Origin of the sequence: Chryseolinea sp. T2, from assembly GCF_037203685.1 — a bacterium.
Taxonomy (GTDB): Bacteria; Bacteroidota; Bacteroidia; order Cytophagales; family Cyclobacteriaceae; genus Chryseolinea.
Map to the genome: position 1 here is coordinate 1,179,168 of NZ_JBBCAU010000001.1, position 21,541 is coordinate 1,200,708.

Consider the following 21,541-nt stretch of genomic DNA (forward strand, 5'->3'; position numbering starts at 1 on the left):
CGCAATTGAGTGCGGCTGTCCATCCATGGTGCTTTCTCTCACTTCCCATTCGCCGTTCTTGTCAACTTTCGTGTAGTGAATTTTTCGACCGACAACACAACTCCCGTCGAATCAGTGGAGCGTTGTTGTATCAGATTTCCGATACTGTCGTAGATCATATAATTCGTTCCGATACTTTTTCCATCCATGTTGCCTCCCCGCTCCGTTTGTTGGTTGGCAGCATTGTATTTGTAATGGAAATCTGTCATTATTCGACCATCGCCATAAAGGGATGTCTCTCTGATCACATTGGCATTTTCGTCGAGGTAGTCGATGCCTCTTTTTATTCTATCGTTGTGTTCGGACACTTCAAATCGAACCGCTGTATTTTCTGAATAGTCGAATGCGTATTCTGTCGTTACTTCCTTTCGGGCATTCAGGAGATACTGTGCGACTTTCCTGTTTTCATTGTTATACTTGAAAATCAGGCCTCCGCTAGGTGCTTCATCAGCACCCCAAAAGTCTGCCTCTTCCAATACGTTATTGTTCTCGTCCACCTTCTTAATGTTCTTTTGGTGGCGTGTTGTATCGGGCTTGTTGAAGTCACTGTCAAGCACCAGGTACTCGGTTGTTTCTATGATCTTCTTTACACAGCTTTCATTTGTACTGACGTCGCGGGAACAACTGGAAGTGTAGAGTAGAATTGAAATCAGGAACGTGTGGAGTTTCATGAAGCTCAGGGTTGAATAAGGCATGAGCCTAAAGATGCGACATTTTGTGAGCTATCGTCGAAGATACCTACCGCATCGAACAATCAGAGTTCTGATCTGTACTGCTCCCTCCAATATTTAACGGAGCCGATAATGCGGCGTGTTTGTACGACGTTCTCATAACAACCAGGATGCTCCGGATCATAGCCGAGATAGGTAGCAAATGCATGCCATTTCTTCTGGTTCATTTGGCGGTTTAAGAAACTCATTACAAGGCGCTCCAACTGTAGATTGTCCTGGCTGTACAGTAGGTCAATGAACTCGAGCCTGAAGCCAACAAACAAGTTTACCTTTCCGAGATACTCATAGCCAAGAAAGTGAATAAACTGAAAGCGTTCTTCAGCAGTCATTGAACTGCGGCGAAGAAAGCAGTTGGCAAGTTTCTCAAAACGAAGATCGTGCGAGTCTTCGCTGTCGTAAACAGGTACGATTGGCGTCAGCGTTCGGTCGTCGGGTTCTACCTCGGCGAAGTAGGAATCACGTGCCGTCCTCCATTCCTCTATGGAGCGCTGCACTCGTTCAAAGTCTCCGTTTTCCTTAAACTCGCGGAAGTGGTCGCTTCGGAGATAAGACTTGAGGAACGATTCGAATTGAACTTCTTCAACGTCGTCCATCGAGTTGGTTACGAACTTGCGTAAAATGCTTGCAAGCTTCACGTCGTTTTTGGGATAGTCGGGGACAATTGTTGTCAACCCTGTTACACGAAGGTAGTGAATCCTCTCCCTGACGTCGCCTGCACGCAGCAGGCCCTGTGCTATCAACTCCAGACTTGTCATTTGGCGTGCCACTGATTTTGGGGGCGAAATGTTTTACAAGATCGGCATTAATGGAGGGTGTTGCAGATCGGTTCGGCTGCTTTAGCGGCGGTCTGACGAGCGCTTATTCAACCTTTACCCTTATCCCTTCACTATGACTGCTAAATTCTGGCGCGTACATGCTTTGGATAGTCGTGATTCCGTTGGAGAAGTTCCCTTTCACATTAACCCGAAGATCGTACTCAAAAACGTATACGCCCTTCGCTATACGATCGAAAAAGAAGTTAGTTGCCGCGTCGCGTGTGCTTTGGTAGTAGCCGAGCCCTTCCTGCCAGCGGTAATCCGACAGGACGTCAACGGGTTCGAAGCCAGCGGCGCGCATGTCCTTCATGTGGAGATATTCCATGGCACGGTCTGCCGTTAATTCGATCCTGATTCGCACAAGGTCTCCGGGCTTCAACATTTGATCGCCAATAAGATCGAGCTGTTCAACACCGCCTGTGCGGATCACCTTGTAGACATTCTTCTTCAGTTTGAGCGGTGTTTCTGCCGGTGTGATCTTGTCAAGATCTTCGAAGTACTGCCAGTACAGTCCGCCCCAGGCAATGCCTGCATCCTTTTTGGATAGCGTCACCGTTGCCATGTTGCGTGTAACGTTATCGCCGTTCCACGTTGTTTTAAAGTATCCGGTGCCGGCCTCGAGTTCAGTTGACGTAATATTGACCGGCGCGTTGGCAATTGAAACATCAACAGAGTTGTCGAGAGATAGCCAGTCGGAGCCGTTCAGTAACAAAGCGTATATAGCCTCCGTAGTGGCCTTCGTGGTTTTCCATGAATTTGTCTGCTTGTTTTTCAGCAGCCACATTCTCAACTCGTCGATCGTATGTTGCTTTTGTTCGGCATTGTGTGTCGGGTCATTTTCGCCGATTTCCACGAATGCCTCAATCATTAAGGCCTGTGTTTCAACTGCCCCTTCATTCCAGCGAAATCCTCCTGCGTTTTCTTTCCAGTACATGCCGAGCTCATCACTGACAATGGCATTTTCTTTAAGTGAGGCGATGATAGCCCGAGCAAGAGCGTTGTTCCCATCTCGCTGCTGAGCCAGAGCGATCAGGCATTTCTCGTATAAGGAATATTCAAGCCATTTCGAGGCGGTCTGCTTTAGGAGGTAATCGATCGCTTCCTTTGATTTTGCTGATGGAAAAATGTCAGGATAGAAACTACGCATATACAGATAATGCACGTCAGTACTTGAAGGGATGTGATCTTCGAGGTAACGGTCTATGAGTTGTTGCTTCACCGATTGTTGTGTCGCAGGTTGCTGTTTCCCGGATTTTTGCCTGGCGAGCTGTTGTTTCTCATCGCTTTTCGCAATTGCCGCTGACGCTTCAGCTTCCTTCATGAGGTACTCAAAATCTTTAACATTTTCAGCGTCGAGGTATTGAACTGCCTGGGTCATCATTTCTTTCATGCCGGGGTCCGTAGTGATGCCCATTTTTATAAGATGACCATACCCCGATGCGACGTGTTGAGTGATGAATCTGTTTGGCTCCTGCGCGCCGGCGAACCAGGGAAATCCTCCCGAACCAAATTGCATGTCTTTTAATTTTCCGGCGGCATCTTTCAACTGTGTGCTCATAGCATTTAGGTCAAACAGGAGGGCTACACGCTTTTTGGTTTCAGTTTCGCTTTCGGCGTCGCGTAGCCAGGGCGTTTCCTCAACTATCATCGACTTAAGCTCATTGTTGTTCTCAAGGTTGCTGACTAGTCCTCCTGTGGCAGACCATTTGTCGAACACTGCTTTTATCTTCGGATTGCTGTTAATAACATGACTCGCAATGCTGTTGGCATAAAAACGCGAGAAGAGCTGCTCAGCGCATTCGTGGGGAAATTCCATGAGGTAGGGCATCGACTGGATGGCGTACCACGCAGGATTGGAAGTTATTTCAAGTGTGAGCTGATGATGTTGTAACGTAGGTGACGACTGATTTTCGAGCTTTGTTAATTTGAAGGTCTTCGTTTGATTTGACCTGATGTATAGTGGCATTGTTTCAGTAACAAGAACATGATTCTGCAGAACGGGCAGAACGTTCTGTTCACCGTCACTGAAGTTACCTGCCTTAGCGACGACCTTGTATTGAATCGCGTCTATGCCATTGGGCACTTTGATGCTCCACGACACCTCGGCGTTACCTTTCGAAGTCACCCTGAACGTTTGATTTTTTACAATATTGGAGAGGAACTGATCGACCGATTCGTTGGTGGCCGGATTTGTCAGTTGAAGAGCAATTTTCCCATCGAGTTTGCGACCTGACAGATTTACAATTTTAACAGAGATGATGAGCTCGTCCCCGACACGCACAAAGCGGGGCACGTTAGGTGTGATCATCAGTTCCTTTTGAGTAACAGTCTGTAAAGTCCGGCTTGATGTGAGCAACTCCTTCGTGTGGGCCAACAGTTGAACCTTCCAGCGCGTCAGAGATTCGGGTGTCGTGAATGAGAATTTGATTCTTCCATTGTCGTCTGTTGAGAGGTGAGGATAGAAGAAGGCAGTTTCGTTGAAATTCTTTCGGGCATTTACCTTAGCCAGTGCGTTATCGAGTTTCTGTTGTCCTGATTTTGTTGTAATGATGATAACCCCGTTTGCTGCCCTGGCACCGTACAATGCAACTGCAGCGTCGCCCTTGAGTACCTGGGCACTTGCCAGATCGTCCTGATCGATAGTTGAAGTTGCTACCACTACGCCATCAACGACATACAACGGATGGGCGCCTGCTGCTATGGAAGAATAACCTCTTATGGTGATATTATACGTTTGATCTGAAGTACGCACCTGAACACCAGCTACCTTGCCCTGCAACGCCTGCACCAGAGTGATTTCGTCGGACGTTGTTGCGTTTGTAACAACTGACACTGATCCGACCAGCATTTTTTTCTCCTGAACACCGTAGCCCACCACAACTACTTCGGAGAGTTGAGTTACGTCCGGCTCCATCGCTACATCAATCATGTTCTTTCGCGCGACCTTCACATTGGCGCTCATATAACCGATGAAGCTGTACACCAACACATCGTCTTTGGCTGCCTCTAAACTGTAGAATCCGTCTTCGTTCGTTGTTGTTCCTCTGGTGGTACCTTCTACCAAAACATTAACACCCGGCAGCGGAGCTCCTGTATCGTCGGTGATCCGTCCATAGACAAAACCCTTGCGGCCGTTTTTACTGAGCGCCTGCGTGACTTTCGACGGCTTGCCTGTTGATATGGTACCGTAATACATTCTTTGCAGATACTTCCTTTTTGTTGCTTCGGGATTTGTAAGACTGAATCCGAACCAGTCGAGATCGTCATAATTTTGCAGGGAAACGTTCATTCGGTTGGGCTGTAGATTTTTTACAACAAAGTCAACAGTGCCGAAGCAATGTATGTCACTGATATAGTACTGCGAGTACTGGTATTGCTGCCCGATCGGATTGAAATTCCATTCGTGAGGCTTGAACGCATCTAGTGAAGCATCGTACATCGAGGCAACTACCTCGGCTTCTTTCATCGGCCCCTCTTCTCCGTTGATGGTAAAGCTCCACGTTTGCTTTGCTCCCGGCTGAAGTTTGTCCTTGAAGGTCCCGGTTTCGATGAATAGCTCCCTTTTATGCGACTCGATAACGAGCGTCTTGTGATACTGGATAAAACTATTGAGCATTGGAGCGCTGCAATGAATTGAAATTCCATTTTCGTATTCGTCGCTCACCGGTACCGTTATTTCATGTATACCATTGGACACCCGCTCCACCATTGTTTTTACGATCTTGTGATCCTTCTCAATGGCTATCGTGAGGTAAACATCCTTTAATGATGAGCCTACCTTGATCCTGGCCACATCACCGGACTTATAAGTTGCTTTATCAGGCTGAAAGATGAACAGCGAATTATCAGGTACTGCTTTTCCATTTGCGTCAATTAGTTCGAAGGTTGTTTTGTCTTCCACTATCTGGCCAAGCGAATCAGTCGTGTTCAGCTCGATCAGGTACAAACCGATATCCCATGTCTTAGCAACCAAAAGGTTTAGCTCTTTCGAGACTTTGGTATCGAACTTTAGGTCGCTGACAAGTCGACCTTTCTCCCAGGTTATCGGGTTGCCAGCATCGTTACCGTATGGATCATTTGGAAATAGCTTTTCGAACTCAGCTTTTTGAATAGATAGTATTTCAGGAGCGGGCCATGGACGTTTTCTCACAGGCTTACCAGGGCCTTTCAGCTTGAATACTTTGACCGTTCCTTTTGCAGGCAAGAATTGTCCATTCAGATTTTCAGTGGTGAGTGATATTTCAGTGATTGGCTGTTGAACATCGATCTGCAGTGGCGCTGTAATCGTTGCCTCCAAGCTGTGGTAGCCTACCTTGACCGTGGACTCAGAACTTCGGGTTTCGCCGTTGATATCGGTGACGTCGACCGAGATGGTAAACGCGTACACCGGTTTGGATTCAGGTTTTACATTATCGTCTGGTGTTGCTCTAAAGGGAATGATGAATTCACCTTTCTCATTTGTTTTTACCTCGCCGTCGATAATCTCGGCGGGGGATGAATTGTGATCGAAGGCCCAATAGTGCCAGCGTGGGAATCGTACGTTACGCGTTACTTTATAAGTAACTTTCGCTTTTGAAATTTTAGATCCGGCGTACGCTATGGCATTGCCGGCCACCTTTATCGTGTCATTTACTTTCACGGTACCGGTAAGCGGTCTGATGCTTACTTCGAAAGTTGGCCTTTTATATTCTTCAACAGAAATTTCTGCTTCACTGTATTCGAAGTTTTCGATATTGTCGTAGAACCGGCTGTCTTCTTCGTAGTCTTCGTCTGCATAAAGCGTATATTCTCCCGTGAGCCCTGATGCAGGTAATTTGAATTCTCCACTAAACGATCCATAGGCGTTTGTCTTCACTCTTAATGAGCCCACGTCATCGCCGTTTGGACTTTCGAGAAATACTTCGACAAACTCATTTTTGACGATACTCGACTTCCGATCTCGCTGCTGAATAAGAATTCCTTTGAAGAAAATAGTTTGCCCCGGTCGATAGATACTTCGGTCTGTAAAAAGGAATGCCTTCGCTGTGATGGCGTCGTTAGGTTCACGATAATAGCGGTGACTGTAATGGTAATAGTCGGAGACGAACAGTGTATCGCCAGCATTGGTCACAGTGACATCAACCTTCACATTGTCGCGAGCATCGGGATTCACGAAGCCTTGCCTGTCTGTTGAATAATGCTTATCAATCGCTACGTATCCAGGTTCGATATTGGTCGACTTTAAATGCACACCGGCACCAGCAATAGGCTTGCCGTTGTTCCGATCCACTACCTGGAACTGGTTGAAATTGTTGCTGTTTGCTTTCAGCAATACCAAATCGGTAACCATGACAGTCGTATATGCATAGATTGCTTCGCTTAATGAAACGAACTCGCCTTCAGTAGCAACTATCAGGTAGTTTCCAGAAGACATAGCAGGCAAAATCAATTCCGTACTGTGGCTGTCATGATCATCAGTTTCAGGCAATGCAGACTGCCAGGTTGTTTGATGCTGCAGACGGAGGAGAAATAGTGCTTTGGAAGAGTCATTCAGATTTCTGAATTCGCTTTCAGCATCAAGGGCAACTCTATAGACCTGGAAATGAAGGTTTGAAATGTTGGCATAATTCACCATTAATCGCGATGGCCGAGCGATGGGCAGGTAGCTTTCGGCCATAAGAGAAAGTTTTTTAAGAACGATAAATTCTTTCAGACCTTTGCACCGTTTGGCTCCGTCACTGTCGGGAAATTTTGACATAGCGGCATTGCATATGGTAATAGCTATGTTTTTGTCCAGCCTGTGCGCAATGTCTCTGCTGTGGCCCGATCCTGTTTTGAGAAGTTCTGATGCCAGCTCAAAATCAATAAGCGTAGAAGCGGGGTGTTGTTGATTTGCCTGCTTGAGATTTCGCAACGCCGTTGTATATAATTCGTAGCTATTTGATAGCGATGAATGCTGCTGAATAAACTTCAACCGTTCAATTTCCAGATTGACATATGCATTCGTATCGCGCCTTTGACGATGAAACAGGAGGAGGTCGCGGAATAGCTTCAGTGCTTCGTACTTTCCGGTGACGATGGTATCGACAAGCTGAAGATCGTCGATCGGAGAGAAGAGTTCTTTGTCCATGAAAGCTTTCCCTAATGATGGCGCCTGCAGTCCCTCTGCATCGGCCGCATAGAAGTCGAGGGCGAAATTCAGGATAAAGTCATACAACGTAGGGCGATATCGCTTTGATTGTTCGGCGAGTGCAAGAATGTCATCAAATGTTTCCAGTCGGGTATTTTGAAGCACGTTTTGATTTAACATCGAACGCTGGAAATGCAGGTCAATTTCGCCAAGCATGGCTGGTGCGTCCCACGTACGGAAGTCGGCGGGATTGGCAGTTAGGGTGACCGTTGAGCGGCCATAATACACCCAACTATGTGCCTGAAAGTATTGCCAGTATATCTGGGCGAGCATGGATTCGAGTAGGTTCTTCAGTGGTGCCTCGGTTGCTGCTATCTCCTTCTTGAATTTTTGGACGATGATGAGCTCTGCGTCCTCTTGCAGGTTAAGGGCGAACTTTGATTGATATAAAAGGCACTTGGTGATTTCAGTGATGTTCTTTTCCTTTTTGGCATTATAGTAGATTGTGTCAACGATCTTCAGGGCGGAAGCGGGCAAGTCTTTGACTTCGTTGTTGTAGACGTCACTCCAATTCCTGGAGTAAAAATCTTTCTGGGCGGAGGCAGAGTGGATGATGCAAAGAGTGAAAGTGAGAGTGAGAGCGAGGAAGTATGGGAAGGGAGCTGATCTCATAAGTTAGGCCGTTTGTGCTGAGATGCGGCCGGGAGAGGGATTCCATAACGTTTGGTTATTATTTTTTTGACGGCAGGGTTGAGGTAAACGGCGTTTGGGTTTTGGAGAATGTCTCCAAAATAAGGTTGGCGGATGTCGCGTACGTTGCGCACCGGGACGGACAAGGGGAAATCCGTGCGAGAAAGACAGTTGATTGTATTGCGGTGCATTGCGCTCAATACAATCAATTGTCTTTCACATAACACGTTGCGCAGCGCGCAGAATAATGTTCGAATATTTCTAAAGATCTAACATGCCTCCAGGATTAGATGCAATACGCTCGTCTCTTTTCAAAAATGGATCGTATAGCTGAGCACCGGCAATAGCGGCAACTGGTTTGATGACTCGACTTCATGGGTGTTATCATTATAGTAATAACCAAGCTTAGCATCATTGTTGGTGACATTTTGAATGTCGAGCTTCAGCTCCTGGCCGATTCTTCGGTTGTCAATCCGGTAAGAGATCGCGAGGTTTGCAAGAAACACGTTGTCACCCTTTAGTGAAAAGGCCTGATCTTCGAAGTACACCGTCTCATTTTTTAATGTAGACTGTTCGACGTCAATCGGTGTATAACGTCGTGCGCCCAAACTCGCGATTTTGGCATTGATGCCAATAACTTTGTTTTTACCTTTTTTACTGTTCAGATGAAATTCTTTTCCGACGAGTACATTGGCAATGACGTTGCTATTGAAGCGGGTGTTGCGCTCTACACCATCAAGAGCTTTGTATTTGGAGTCGAATATCGAGGTAGAAACGAGAAAATAGTAGTCGTTGGCGAAGTAGCGTTCAAGCGTTAGCTCCATGCCGATGTTCCTGCCAGTTCCTTTATTCACGAGTGCTCTGTCCGTAAATCCTTCAACCTGGTTGACCAGTGAATAGGAGCTGGAAGGATTGTTTTCCACTGGTAGATGATATAGCTGCTGATAGTAACCTTCGACTTTAAAGAAGAGGTTGTCTGAGAGTTTGTTCTCGTATCCTACTACGAAGTGCCTTGCCTTGTTCATTTTCATATCGGTGTTCGGCATAGTAGTCCCTCCGTTGCCGTCGTCGACGATAGCAAAATAGTTGGGTAATGATTCCATTTTTCCATGAATACCGAAGCCTGCAGTGATCGCCTGCGTCGGATGGAACTGCCATCTTGCACTTATCCGCGGTTCAACAGATACCTCACTGTTGAGGCTTACTTTCTGAACATGTAATCCGCTTACAAGGGAAATATCATTCGTCGGCCTGAAGCGCCAGCTAATATATCCCTGATACTGATCTGCCTTTCCCTTCGTATCCTGGCTGGTTACATATGAATCACTTTCGGTTTCATAGGAGTTACTGTAGAAATCGAACGAATGCCGTGTGAAGATGAATCCAGCCTGTACAGTATGCCGTGCGTTGAACTTGTGATTGATCGAGGATGCGGCCTTGATCGAGTTCTTGTCCATCGAGAAGTCGTCTACCTGTTGCAAGTTATTATTGTCATTGGGTTTAAATCCATCGTACCCGCTGCCATTGGTGGATAGCGTGAAGCTATTCTGCAGATAAGTCTTATCGGACAGAGGCCAGTACTGCGTGATGCCGGTTATGCCCATGTCGGCGTTGTAATAGCCGCGCTGTAACAGCAGGTCTTCATTTTCTTCGGCAAATTCTTCTTCTGTGATCTTGCTCTTACCGCCCAATCCAAAGAGGGAGAACGTCCCCATTTTTTTTGTGGGAAGATAGATTTTATAAGAGAGATCCTGATACTTGGGTACGCCATCGAAGTCCACGAGGCCCAGGTCGTTTAGAATGCTTAGCGTTGAATACCTGTAGTTGACGAGGTAGGAGGCCTTGCCACCTTTTATGAATGGTCCCTCTGCGGAGATATCGGTTCCGAGAACGCCAACGGAGAAGCTATACTCTCTTTTTTCGTTATTGCCTTTTCTCAGATTCATGTCGAACACTCCCGAGAGCGCGTTGCCGAACTCAGGTGCAAATGCGCCTGTATAGAACTCGGAGTTCGCCAGCATCTGACTATTCAGTGCGTTGATGGGACCGCCCGTTGAGCCTTCGTCAGCGAAGTGATTTGGGTTGGGGATGTCGATCCCTTCAAGTCTCCATTGGATTCCTCGGGGCGAGTTCCCACGTACGATAATCGAATTGTTTCCGCTCACGTCGGCATCAACTCCCGCATAGGCCGACACCATGCGCGCCGGATCATTAAAGGAACCGGCGTACCGTTTTGTTTCCTCTACACTGAATCCACGAGCGCTTGTTAAAGCCATTTCATTTGCGATTTCCGACTTGTCTGCTTTGATTTCTATAGCATCCATCATCATCAGAGATTCCTTTAAGGTCACTTCAACGACCGCCTCCTTACCGCTAGTAACGAGTATGTTTTGCATCGTACGAGTCTCGTATCCGATAAAGGTTAGGATGAGCGAGATTCGTCCAACGGGTATGTTTTGCAAACGAAAATATCCATCTGCATCTGAAGTGGTCCCAAACTTGTCGTTACCGACCACGAGAATGTTTGCACCGGGTAATGGCATCCGCGTATCTTCATCTATAATACGACCTCTTACGGTTTGCGTAATTGCTTGTGAGAATACTATTGGTGCGTAGCCAAATGCGAGCACAAGGCTAAACAAAATGAGATAACGTCTTGTGGGGGATAACATTTTTGGTAGGGTTTTATGATTTTAACACTGCCATGACAACTCAGAGACGACATACCCTTACTCGAGTGTAATTTTTTTTCAAATGGCTTGTTTTTAGATGAGGAGTTTGAGAAACCGAAGTGCAAGTGAAGGAGGCATGGGCAATTCCGGCTCAGCGTCATGACGGATCCTTTCTTCTGGCACTACCACCCCAACAGCGATGAGACCTTTTTAGTGACTGATGGTGTGCTTTGCATCGATCTTGAGGATCACACCATCGAGTTGGCAGCAGGACAGCTCTTTACGATCCCGGCAAATGTAAAGCATCGTACGCGTCCAAAAGAAGGACGGTCGGTCAATCTCACTTTTGAACGCGCCAGTATAGAGACCGTTAGATTTTAACGATGGGTTGCATTGCTATTCCCTGTCGTAGATCAATAACTCTACCCGTCTGTTCTTCTTTCGTCCTGCGTCGGTGGTGTTTGCGTCTATAGGTTTTGCACTGCCGAGTCCGAAAGTCTCGACACGATTGGTGTTGACTCCATTCTTAACCAGGTAGTCAGCCACTACGTCGGCACGTTTCCTGGATAAGGTCAGATTTTGAGTTTCATCACCGATGTTATCCGTATGCCCCGAGATCTTTACAGATCGTTCAGGATGCTGATGAAGATAGTCCACAATTGATTTAAGGGTTGCGAAATGCTCACTTCGCAGCGTTGCCTTGTTTGTTTCAAACAACAATTCTGCACCCAGCACAATGAGACTGTCTGCTGCTTTAGTGACGGGAACTGGCTTGTTGGTTACGGGTTCGACAACAGCGGGTACTGTGTCAGGTGTAACAGGCTTGGATGGTGTGCTTAGCGGTTTGTGATAGGCGCCTTTCTTTGCATTCTTCGCTACGTTCTTCCGGTGCTTTTTGAAACTTACCGCATGCAGCGACGACGAGTGCCCTGACTGGATCCGACACAATTTCCGAAAGCACAATACCTTGCCGAAGATTGAATGGTGCGAGTTTTTGTTCGCTCGCTTCAATCTTTCCTTGTTTGCACCTGCGAGGTGAGACACCATCAATGGCATCTTAGGATTGCCGTACTCACGACCTACATTATTTGGGGGGCCGACCTCTTGTGCGCTGGCACAAATGAAACCGAAGAGAAGAATGGAGACTAAGAGCGCTTTCATGGAATGGGAGTGATGCTAACCAACTACGTCAGGTACGCCCGTGCAGATCACTCGCGAATTTCCAACCAGGACACTTTTATACCTCGAGAAATTTCAACGGGAAGATGCGAATAATATTGTTACTGGGATATTCTCCAGACGCAAAAGGTGATAATTGAATTGAGAATTAAGAGTTAAGAATTGGGTGCCACGACCTGCGGTCGCGTTTTCCGTTCAGTATACCTTGATGATGGAAAGGCGATTTGAGTGCGATGGTTAGATGGTAGACGTCTAACTGTATTCTGGCTGGTATTTTTGTGGACTTGTTCAGGTGCGTTTTCTAAATTCGTTTAGAACATCTCCTCACCGTTATCAGTTATGTCTCGCTGCTTTTTTGTAGACATTTCGAGAAAGCAATGGATAAAAAAACATTGCCGCAGTTCAGCCCTTGTGGAGCTCTTATCTGCAAGTCAGGTAAAATCCGCAGATGCCTCCTTCCGAATGGTATTGATCTTTTCTGATTTTGTCCCCACGGAAACGGAAGTCCCTGGTATTATCTGGAACCTCATTGAAGAAGGGACACGCGCAATACTTGTCCTGGCTGAAAGTCCCAGACAGGCTGGTTTGTGCTGGGCGCTCATGTCGCGCGGTCTTTCCGATGTTGTTATATGGGAAGGTCTTGAGCCGCTGATGCGCATGATTGACGCCAATGAAAATCGGTGGAGAAAGATCACTGAAATTTTAAATTCTTCTGTCGTGAAAGACAACCTCGTTGGTGCGAGCCGGATATGGAATAGTTTTCTTGTCGATGTTATTGAAGCCGCGATCTATTCACAGTCAAATGTGTTGGTGTACGGAGAATCAGGAACGGGGAAAGAACTTGTGTCGCGATTGATCCATACACTCGATGAGCGTGAACAAAAGGGAAAACTTGTTCTTCTCGATTGCACGACAGTGGTTCCGGAATTATCGGGCAGCGAATTTTTTGGTCACGAGAAGGGATCGTATACCGGCTCCGTTACGACAAGGGATGGTGCGTTCGCACTTGCGGATAAGGGTACATTGTTCCTGGATGAGGTTAGCGAATTACCGTTGACATTGCAGGCGGAGTTACTACGCGTGATCCAGGAGAAAAGTTATAAGCGGGTTGGAAGCAATACTTGGAAAGAAACTGATTTTCGTTTGGTATGTGCAACCAACAAGGACCTGGAGAAACTTGTTGCTAAAGGAGAATTCAGGCAGGATTTGTATTACCGGATTTCGGGTGTCCAGCTTTCGGTTCCGGCACTTCGTGATCATTCCGCAGATATCGAATTACTTGCTACTCATTTTCTGACGCAGTTCTTTGAGGAACGAAATATCAGGGAAGTCCCGCGTTTTGATGATGCTGTTATCGATTTCATTGTTCACAAAGAATACGTAGGCAACATTCGTGAACTGCGCCAATTCATACGACGAACCGCCATGCGTCATGCAGGCGGTGCCTACATCAGTCTCGGAAGCATTCCTGTTACAGAGCGGCCTGCAAGCGATCGTGTGAACGACTTTGGAAACGTTATTGATGGATGGGAAGATTCAATCAAGAGGGCAATCATTTCGGGAGAAAGTCTGATGGACATTAAGAACATCGCGGCCTATCTGGCCATCAAAGTTGCCATCGACCTTGAGCAAGGCGATAAGCAGAAGGCAGCGCAACGCCTTAGTGTTACGGTAAGAGCGGTGCAGCAGCACCTGAAGAGGAACTTTGCCGTACATGAATGACTGTCGGACGTGAATGACGTTGCGTGCTGTAGCCAAAGACTGTCTTGCAACGGAGCAACGATTCAGAGCAGCCAGGGGTCACGTTGCTCGAGGACAAGTGCCTTTAATGCGTGCCCGCTCGTACGCCTTGTAACCAACCGCGTTGTTTTCGTTTTTGGGAGCTTAACCTGACTAATGAGTTCCAGGAAGTTTTCGGAAAGCATGCGCCGCTGTGCGTTCTCACCCGACCGAAGTGCAAATATCTTTTCAAGTTCTACACCAGGGTGAAGCCACGGACCATCAGAGCCGAACAGTATCTTGTTTGCTCCCGCGCGGCAAAAGGCTTCTTTCAATAGATCGAATCGCCTAACTCCGGAGGAATCCGTATAGATATTCGGGAAACGACTCAATGGATCAATGAATGCTTGTTGCGCTTTCCAGTCGTCGGCAAATGAACCGAGGTGCGGTATGATAAAGTTTACGTCGGGATACTCTCTGGCCAAAAGATGGACGGACGCTATTTCGCCCATCACGTCATACAATACAGGCAACGCGTATAGCCTTGCCGTTTCACAGACTTCCCGTGTGATGCGCGCATCATATCGATGAAGTTTTATCCCGCAAAATCCGAAGCTGGAGACTGCTTCCTGTATCATCGACGAGATTCGTCCTGCGTCTCTGGAGGCGTGCACGAAAGCAAACCCATAGAAACGCGCGGGATTTGCCAACACAATTTTGGCCACCTCACGATTTGCCAATGCATAGTCCGAATGAAAAGCCGCGAAGAAGACCGTTTTGGAAATTCCATACTCGCTGGCCCATTTCAGATAATCCCTGATCGCCGCGTTCGTGTCCCAGGGTCCCGTAAGGCCGTCGCCTTTTCCAGCGTGGCAATGTGCATCGATAATCATCAGATGATGTTTTAGCTACTCCGGAAACCAACAATCCAATGCAAGCTAGTAGTCTCTGCTTGAGAAGTGAGAAGTTGTCACCTAAGTTCTTTTGGTAAGAAAACTTCCCTGCAATCGCTCCGACCAATGTTTTATGGGAACCCAATTGTGTTCGACTGCAGAAGTCAATACAAAGACATTGGGTAACGTCGCCTTTTGAATCTTTTCAGCAAATACAGCGGTGCCTGACTTCGGCCTGTAGTACAGAAAAAGCTTTGCGTCGTTGCGCGATCTTGCCCACTGTGGCCAACCTGTTGGATCGGCTTTAAAGTAAGTGCAGTCAAAGCCCCAACATTCTTTAATCCTGGACGCGCATTTGTTAGCAGCCAATGCCAGTTCGCGCATCGGATGACCACCACCCGAGTGGCACGCCAGGACGATATTACCAAGCGAAGGCTTGTTACCTCTATACGGCCCATGCTGCGACAACGCCGTTAGCACCTGATCAAGATACTTGTCGAGACCACCTGGTTTTGTTAGCCAACCTGTTTGCCATTGTGAGCGTGGTCCAAGTGTTGGTGCGACCAGTATGGCGTTGACTTTGCTTTCATTCATGCGTTCGCGAAATGCAAAGTGTGAGTTTGATTTTTTATTCCAGTACTGTGCGATGTTCAGCGTTGGACTAGTCTTAATACCGTGCAGGTATAAAATGACGTCGACAGTTGCACCTGGAACAAAACCCTCCGGTATGTAGACGCCCGTCATCGGCACTGCAGGAGCTTCAGCTCCAAGACGAATGCCAACGTAAAGTGTTTGCGCGGGAGGAACTGATTCTTTCCGAATCAACCGGGGAGCAGTAGTTATTGAAGCGGGTTTGATGGATGTCTCGAACTCTCTACTCGTGGAAGTGTTAATTGTAGAAGCGTTGTTGATAGAAGTGTTGTTGTTTGAAGTGCTGATCGAAGTGCCTGCAGAAAAGTTGGTGGAAGTGCTTGAAGAAGCACCGAAGTCAGGAGCATTGTCGCTGACACCAAAGTTTTTTGCAATATCGAACTCGCTGCCGTGAACCTTACCCTTACCGCGAACAAACCACAGCTTTCGCACACGAACTTTTTCCCGCCAACTTTGAAGTGACACATCGGCAATCATGTTTGCAATCACTTCCATTTTCTCGAGCTCTGTAAGTTCACGACCGACTTTAGCTTTCCTGGCTTCCATCATCTTGTGCATAAGCGCCATGCGCCTGCCTTTGAACTTCGGCGCGTTCAACCACGCCCCGCCATGTGAGGAAACCAGGTCGAACATAAATGCGAATCCTCGCTCTGTCTTAAAAGCAAAATGGTTGAACCAGTACCGTGCGCGATCGAGCGCTTTGCGAACAGCCTTCACCTGTATTTTCTGAAACTCCGGATCGTTCTCAAGGCCTTTGAAATATGTCTTCCATGGATCAATAATCCTGTTAGAGGAGTTCATCTGTTTGGTGACGAAATTCATCTGCGCACTGATGTCGCGGATTCGTTTAGATGGCTTTTCAGGATCAGCTTTAGTGGCAAAGACCATTTGTCTGAATCGCTCCGCATCCTTTCCAAAGATAGCTGCATACCGAGCCTGATGCCTCGTGATAAATTCCTGCAGAAGAGGAATGAGACTTCCGGCTTTGATTGTAAAGTTCATCAATCCGAATGAAAGGCCCTGTCCATCGAAGTTTCCGGTCAGGCCGCCGAAGCTACCTGCGCGTCCTGTTTCAAATGTGCTGGTAATTCTTACCGCCTTAAGTTCGGATGGCGCCAGGATGCCTAAGGCACCACCTGTCACAACGGTACCTGTATTTGTTGGTCCGCTCGTTGCTCCACGTTTGTTGTTCGTTTTGCTTCCTCCTGGAACTTCCGAATTAAATTCGAATAGTTCGGGAGCTAATTCCAGTTCTTCAACTTCGCCATGTCCCTGGCATCCACATCGGCACATAGTTATTCGGGTTAATGGTGATATTAAAACTTGATTTGTTTCACATGTTGCACTATCTGCCGTTAACGGACCAGTGCCAGGCTTCGCTGGGGAGATTATATAGTCCGAATCGCGCGGCATTTTTTGCAAGCCATATATAACCGGGATTGCTATGGTCTTTAATCCCTCCTCCATTGTAAGTGAAGTCAATGGCAAGGCCCTGCTCATGCATCGATCGTCCGGGTGGAGCAGTGGGAGGCGTGCATTGAGAAGAAGGCTTCTCATAAATATTGTACTGCGTGTTGCCGCCGCAGTGAGCTATTCTCAATCGAATTTGCTCATCACCGGAGCGGTACCCGCCGCCACTTAACGAAACACCTTCCCTAGCTGCTGCTGTTAGCAATGCGTCTATCTGGGGTGCTATTTGCCGAGCTACGCGGATGCCCTTCACACTTACAATATCAGGTGTGCCGGTGGACGGCGTTGGCGAAGGACCTGAACTCTCAGGAGGCTGACCGGCACCGGAGCGAATCAATGCATCTTCGGTGATCGGCCCCACAATGCCATCGGCACTCAGCCCCTGCTTTTGCTGAAAACTGCGAATGGCGCTTCGTGTTTGTGATCCAATAATCCCATCGACGTCCAGACGCAGTCCAAGGATTTTATTAAGGGATGTTTGTATCCACATACCATACTGAATTGATGACCGATCTACTTCACCATCTAACTCAGTGTCTGCCTCGAATTCATCTGTTTCGAATTCACCTCCTTCGAACTCTGCTTCGGTGAAGAACTCCGGATCCAGCTCGAGCTCTTCTGACGGTTCTGAATTGAAATTTAATTTCATGTTGATTTACATTTGGAGTGACGACAAAAGAGATTAGTCCTGTTGCAGCTTGCTCTGAATTAACAGAGATGGGAGCGTATTTTTTGTCCTCGCATCTGTAGTCGATTTGAACGACAAATCAACGCCAGTCACAATACGATAACTGTGAATGTAGGTTTGAATCTCCATTCGAAACACCTGCGCCCAGTTGCCAGCGATGTTGGCATTGGTTACGCTGCCCCACGGACGATTTCTGATCGACACCAGAATGCGCTCACCATTTGTTGCCAGGTCATCAAAGTAGGTGACACTGGTCGGGTTCCAGCCTTGCAGGGTTTTCATCGTATCAACAATTCCCATCCAGGGTTGCCTGTAGGCAACCATCGGGCGTCCTCCAAGGAATTGCTGCATAACAGGGTTTGACAAAATGAGTTGCTCGGCGAACATCTCCACCCTCGCCGTGGTTGGCAGATCGCCAAATTGGTTTTGAGATCCTTCTGTCATCACAAGGTGAACTTCCTGGAGAGAAACCAACAGCGGGAACGGTTCAGGTAGGCGATCGAGGTCGTTGAACTCGTTATAGTAAATGGTGCATTGATAAAGCAGGTTGTTAAAAGCCTCCAGGAATTTGGATCTCCGATCTGCTGGCTGATGATCAGGAACAGCCTTTCCGATTAAGCGGAGTCCGTATTCGTGTTCGTATTCATAATTTCTCCTGGCGATCGTTAAACGGAATTGAGAAGTTTGAATGTATCCCCAAAGCAAGTTGTTCAAAGGTCTCAGCGGGTCAATCGTAAGGTTTGCCAACGGATCCCTATGCGCATTGCGAATATTCTGAAATCGCTTCGAGATGGCATTCATACTTTGAACCAGCATGCCTTCTTCCATCCAGTAACTCCAGATAAGTTCGAGAGGCATCAGGGACCTCCAGTCATTGAAGGAGCCGGTATTTCCAGCAAGGACATGATCGCCGTTGTTGAATCGATGTCTCCTCCAGTATTGAAACTGTTCTCCGATGATCTGCAGGTAAGATGTGTTTACACCCGGCAGGGTCGTCCAATCGTTCATTACGGGTGTGCCATCGTCATCGCCATAGTTGTTGCTGTGAGCGTGGATGTATTTTTCAGTCACGTATTGCAACAGGCTGAATGCGTTGGAAGAGGTAAGTGGTATTTTGTTTTTGGCGACGAATTTTTCCGTCTCAGGAGAGCCGGGATTGCTGAACTTAGGGTTCGCTCCTGTATTCAGTTTGTCACCGTTGAGCGGGTTGCAATCGAAGATGCTTTCAACAACCTTCCGATACTCACGGAAGTCCGGCTGTGATGCAACCACTGAGCAATAGAATTGTTTCATTTCAGGATCGATTTCATCGCGAGGTGCCAGCTTCATGATTTGCACGGCAGCAGGCTTTGTGTCCTGATCGGGATATTCTCTTCCAAATTTGACATCCATCCCTGGCGATTTGCACGCCGATGACTCAGCACTGCCGGATTTTGTCTGAATGTTCAAGGGATCTGCCAATGGTGTTGGCTTTGATTTGTCTGCCATGGTATTTCGTATTTTGGTTTTCTAAATTGTTTACCTGTTCATCGCCCAACGGTTGAGCTGGTGTTTGATTAATTGACTTTCCTCTTTTGTAGTGATGGAGTGATCGGCTTTGGCCTGGCCCAGAATGGCGAAGACCAATAGCGGTTCCGTTTGACTGATCAAGGCCGGAGTTTTCTTCCACTGCTGGAAGGTCTCCCGTAGTATTTGAGGTTGTCTTTGCTGAATCTCAAATACATCAATGAGTTGTTTCCCCTTTAATGCTTCGGGCATATGCGTTAGCACAAGGTCAATGAAGCGATCCATTTCATCATCAAGTTTTTGAAGGATGATCCTTTTCTCCTGTGGTAGTTTGTTCGTCGGATAGAACGTTTCCCAAAGTTTCCATAACCGATCCCACTGACTATCGGGAAAAAGCCGTGCACCCATTCTGCAACTCAGCTGTACCCGGATGTAGGGAACAGGATGTGGATCGGTCATGCTCATGCGGAATTGGAAATAGTCCGGAAGTGTCACCACACTCATGAGCCCCAGGGTAGCACTCACTCCGAGTTGAGCAACCGCCCAGAAGTCGGCAATGATTTCGGAGATCCACAGATCAAAGCAAAGCCACGCATCCTGCGCATCACCTGCGTCCTGTTTCACCATGTTGATATCGTGGCGAAGGGACGTTACAAGGTCGAGCAATGCTGCGGCCTGGTGTCCGACTTCATGAATCAGTGATGAGGCTATTCCGTTGCCGACCATCCGCTCGCGCGGAATCTGAATAACGGCAATGGGATTTTCATCTCCACCAGGTAGTCGTGTACGGGCGCGACGTATAGCTGCACCGTGCCCACGATCAAGATAGACCATCAACGAGGGCATCTCGTAATACTTCCTGCCCACCTCCAATCCATTCTCCGCTAATGCATCCAGCCCCGATAGCCAAATGCCAACCTCATGTTCACTTCGCTGTGAAAGGACATCAGCAAAAATGTCCAGCTGATCCAGTATCTGGTTGTATCGGAGTTTAAGGACCGTGAACTCACCCTGGAGATTTTCTGCAGACTGTTCCTCGGCTTTGCGAGACCTGAGTAAGTTGATGAAGCGATTTATTCCTCTGCCCAGCTCGGTCTTTCCGTGCAGCAACAACTGTCCGATAAGCTTTAAAGCTTCCGTTGATACGGATGCGCCTTTTACCATCGGCATTGTCAGTTCAAAGGGTTTCATCTGCTCCATACGACTCAGGAGTGCATAGGATTCCGATAACAGGAATGCCAATGGATATGGTCTGCGATTCAGCATCCAACGTGAGGGCTATCGACTAGTAGTTGTAATACTCCTGGTCGGACGACGAAGCGGTGTCAGTGCTGCTTCCGCCTCTTGCCTGGATCTGCTCGGAGAGGTCACGAATAACATGTTCCAGCCTGCTTATTCTGTCTGCGAGCTCGCCAAAACCTCTTCCGGAATATATGCCCGACCTTCCTCTTCGTCTTAGTAATCCGGGTGCATAACGTTTTGCTGACTTCGCCAACGCCTTACGCGCGATCTCCTGATCGGATTCATTCTGCGGCATTGACGCGGCGTGTTTAATGGCATTGCCGGCAAGTCTGATGAAAGCGCGCGCCATTTCGAACTCGCGGTCTTCCTGACTGAGGCCTTCCATCTCGAGTTCAAACAGATTGGTTGCAGCATTTCCCAGCGCGCCGCCAACAGCCGTTCCCACTCCCGGCAACAATGCCGTACCGATAGCACCTCCGGCAATGGGCAAAGCCTTCTTCGCCACACTCTTCAGCAGCCCTCCGAGCGCGCGTCCTGTTCCAGACTTAATAAGTCCCTTTGCCTTTTTGAAGAGGCTCCCAAGAAACTGATCGAGCTCAAACTCGTTGGAGATGGAAAGCAACTCGGAAGCAAGTTCCATTTGGCTTGCTTCGCCAAACGTTCCTTCCTGACTTGTTATTTCAGCCTCGAACTCATTGGCATAGCCATATTCCTGATCGTATTCATTAACATACTCAGGAGTTAATTCAAACTCTGATTGAGTGAATTGGTTGTGTAGATTGTGCATGCGTAAAACGTTTTGGTGTTTAGAACATAAGCGTGTTGTTCTCTATGTTCTAAACTTCGTGCCATGTTGAATCCGCGTTGATTTCGAGGATTTTGATCATAGCTGGCGAAGAAAAATTCGTTTATGCAGCGGTGAAGTAGAGTAGGAAGAAGTTTTTTTCGCGGGTTCGTTTAGCGTGGGGCGGATAGGATTGATCGGGAAAGACGGCGATCGATTTTGGTTGTGTGCGTTGCGCGCGGCGAAAGAATCGTTGCATTTATAACGCTGCCCGTCGCACGCGGAATATCGATTGATTTTCTTTTGCTATTGATCTGTGATGCCTACGGCATCGAAATGCTACTTCTTTTGCT

At 47.5% G+C, this 21,541-nt stretch carries 13 protein-coding genes; 2 read left to right on the forward strand and 11 right to left on the reverse strand.

Annotated features, from left to right (window positions below; translation table 11 throughout):
- Positions 1-38 precede the first annotated feature (38 nt).
- The 4 genes from WBG78_RS04755 to WBG78_RS04770 all read right to left on the reverse strand — a co-directional run bounded on the left by WBG78_RS04755 (position 39) and on the right by WBG78_RS04770 (position 11,056).
- Positions 39-710, reverse strand: a complete 672-nt coding sequence (locus tag WBG78_RS04755) for a hypothetical protein (protein WP_337325233.1) — start codon at positions 708-710, stop codon at positions 39-41.
- 83 nt (positions 711-793) lie between these two features.
- Positions 794-1,525: a hypothetical protein gene (locus WBG78_RS04760; RefSeq protein ID WP_337325234.1), complete on the reverse strand. Its 732-nt coding sequence runs from the start codon at positions 1,523-1,525 to the stop codon at positions 794-796.
- 103 nt (positions 1,526-1,628) lie between these two features.
- On the reverse strand, positions 1,629-8,366 hold the full coding sequence (locus WBG78_RS04765; RefSeq protein WP_337325235.1) for a carboxypeptidase-like regulatory domain-containing protein: 6,738 nt from the start codon (positions 8,364-8,366) through the stop codon (positions 1,629-1,631).
- 329 nt (positions 8,367-8,695) lie between these two features.
- Entirely contained in the window at positions 8,696-11,056 is a 2,361-nt protein-coding gene (locus WBG78_RS04770) for a TonB-dependent receptor (protein WP_337325236.1), read from the reverse strand.
- A gap of 159 nt (positions 11,057-11,215) precedes the next feature.
- Between WBG78_RS04770 and WBG78_RS04775 the strand changes: the two genes are divergently transcribed.
- Entirely contained in the window at positions 11,216-11,437 is a 222-nt protein-coding gene (locus WBG78_RS04775; RefSeq protein ID WP_337325237.1) for a cupin domain-containing protein, read from the forward strand.
- A gap of 15 nt (positions 11,438-11,452) precedes the next feature.
- Here WBG78_RS04775 and WBG78_RS04780 read toward each other — a convergent pair whose 3' ends face one another.
- Positions 11,453-12,217, reverse strand: a complete 765-nt coding sequence (locus tag WBG78_RS04780) for an OmpA family protein (protein WP_337325238.1) — start codon at positions 12,215-12,217, stop codon at positions 11,453-11,455.
- A gap of 429 nt (positions 12,218-12,646) precedes the next feature.
- On the opposite strand from WBG78_RS04780, the gene WBG78_RS04785 reads away from it, so the two are divergent.
- Positions 12,647-13,957 (forward strand): sigma 54-interacting transcriptional regulator, encoded by a 1,311-nt coding sequence (locus WBG78_RS04785; RefSeq protein ID WP_337325239.1) that lies wholly within the window; start codon positions 12,647-12,649, stop codon positions 13,955-13,957.
- A 62-nt stretch (positions 13,958-14,019) separates the two neighbouring features.
- Here the strand turns inward: WBG78_RS04785 and WBG78_RS04790 are convergent, their stop codons facing one another.
- The 6 genes from WBG78_RS04790 to WBG78_RS04815 all read right to left on the reverse strand — a co-directional run bounded on the left by WBG78_RS04790 (position 14,020) and on the right by WBG78_RS04815 (position 21,191).
- A complete protein-coding gene (locus WBG78_RS04790) occupies positions 14,020-14,847 on the reverse strand; it encodes an amidohydrolase family protein (RefSeq protein ID WP_337325240.1) in 828 nt (275 codons plus the stop codon).
- An 81-nt stretch (positions 14,848-14,928) separates the two neighbouring features.
- The gene (locus WBG78_RS04795; protein WP_337325241.1) at positions 14,929-16,791 is read right to left on the reverse strand and encodes a hypothetical protein; all 1,863 of its coding nucleotides are present in this window, start codon (positions 16,789-16,791) and stop codon (positions 14,929-14,931) included.
- Between the two features lie 52 nt (positions 16,792-16,843).
- Positions 16,844-17,617, reverse strand: a complete 774-nt coding sequence (locus WBG78_RS04800) for a peptidoglycan-binding protein (protein WP_337325242.1) — start codon at positions 17,615-17,617, stop codon at positions 16,844-16,846.
- A gap of 33 nt (positions 17,618-17,650) precedes the next feature.
- The gene (locus WBG78_RS04805; RefSeq protein WP_337325243.1) at positions 17,651-19,144 is read right to left on the reverse strand and encodes a hypothetical protein; all 1,494 of its coding nucleotides are present in this window, start codon (positions 19,142-19,144) and stop codon (positions 17,651-17,653) included.
- 30 nt (positions 19,145-19,174) lie between these two features.
- On the reverse strand, positions 19,175-20,428 hold the full coding sequence (locus tag WBG78_RS04810) for a hypothetical protein (RefSeq protein ID WP_337325244.1): 1,254 nt from the start codon (positions 20,426-20,428) through the stop codon (positions 19,175-19,177).
- Positions 20,429-20,447: 19 nt separating this feature from the next.
- On the reverse strand, positions 20,448-21,191 hold the full coding sequence (locus WBG78_RS04815; RefSeq protein WP_337325245.1) for a hypothetical protein: 744 nt from the start codon (positions 21,189-21,191) through the stop codon (positions 20,448-20,450).
- Positions 21,192-21,541 lie beyond the last annotated feature (350 nt).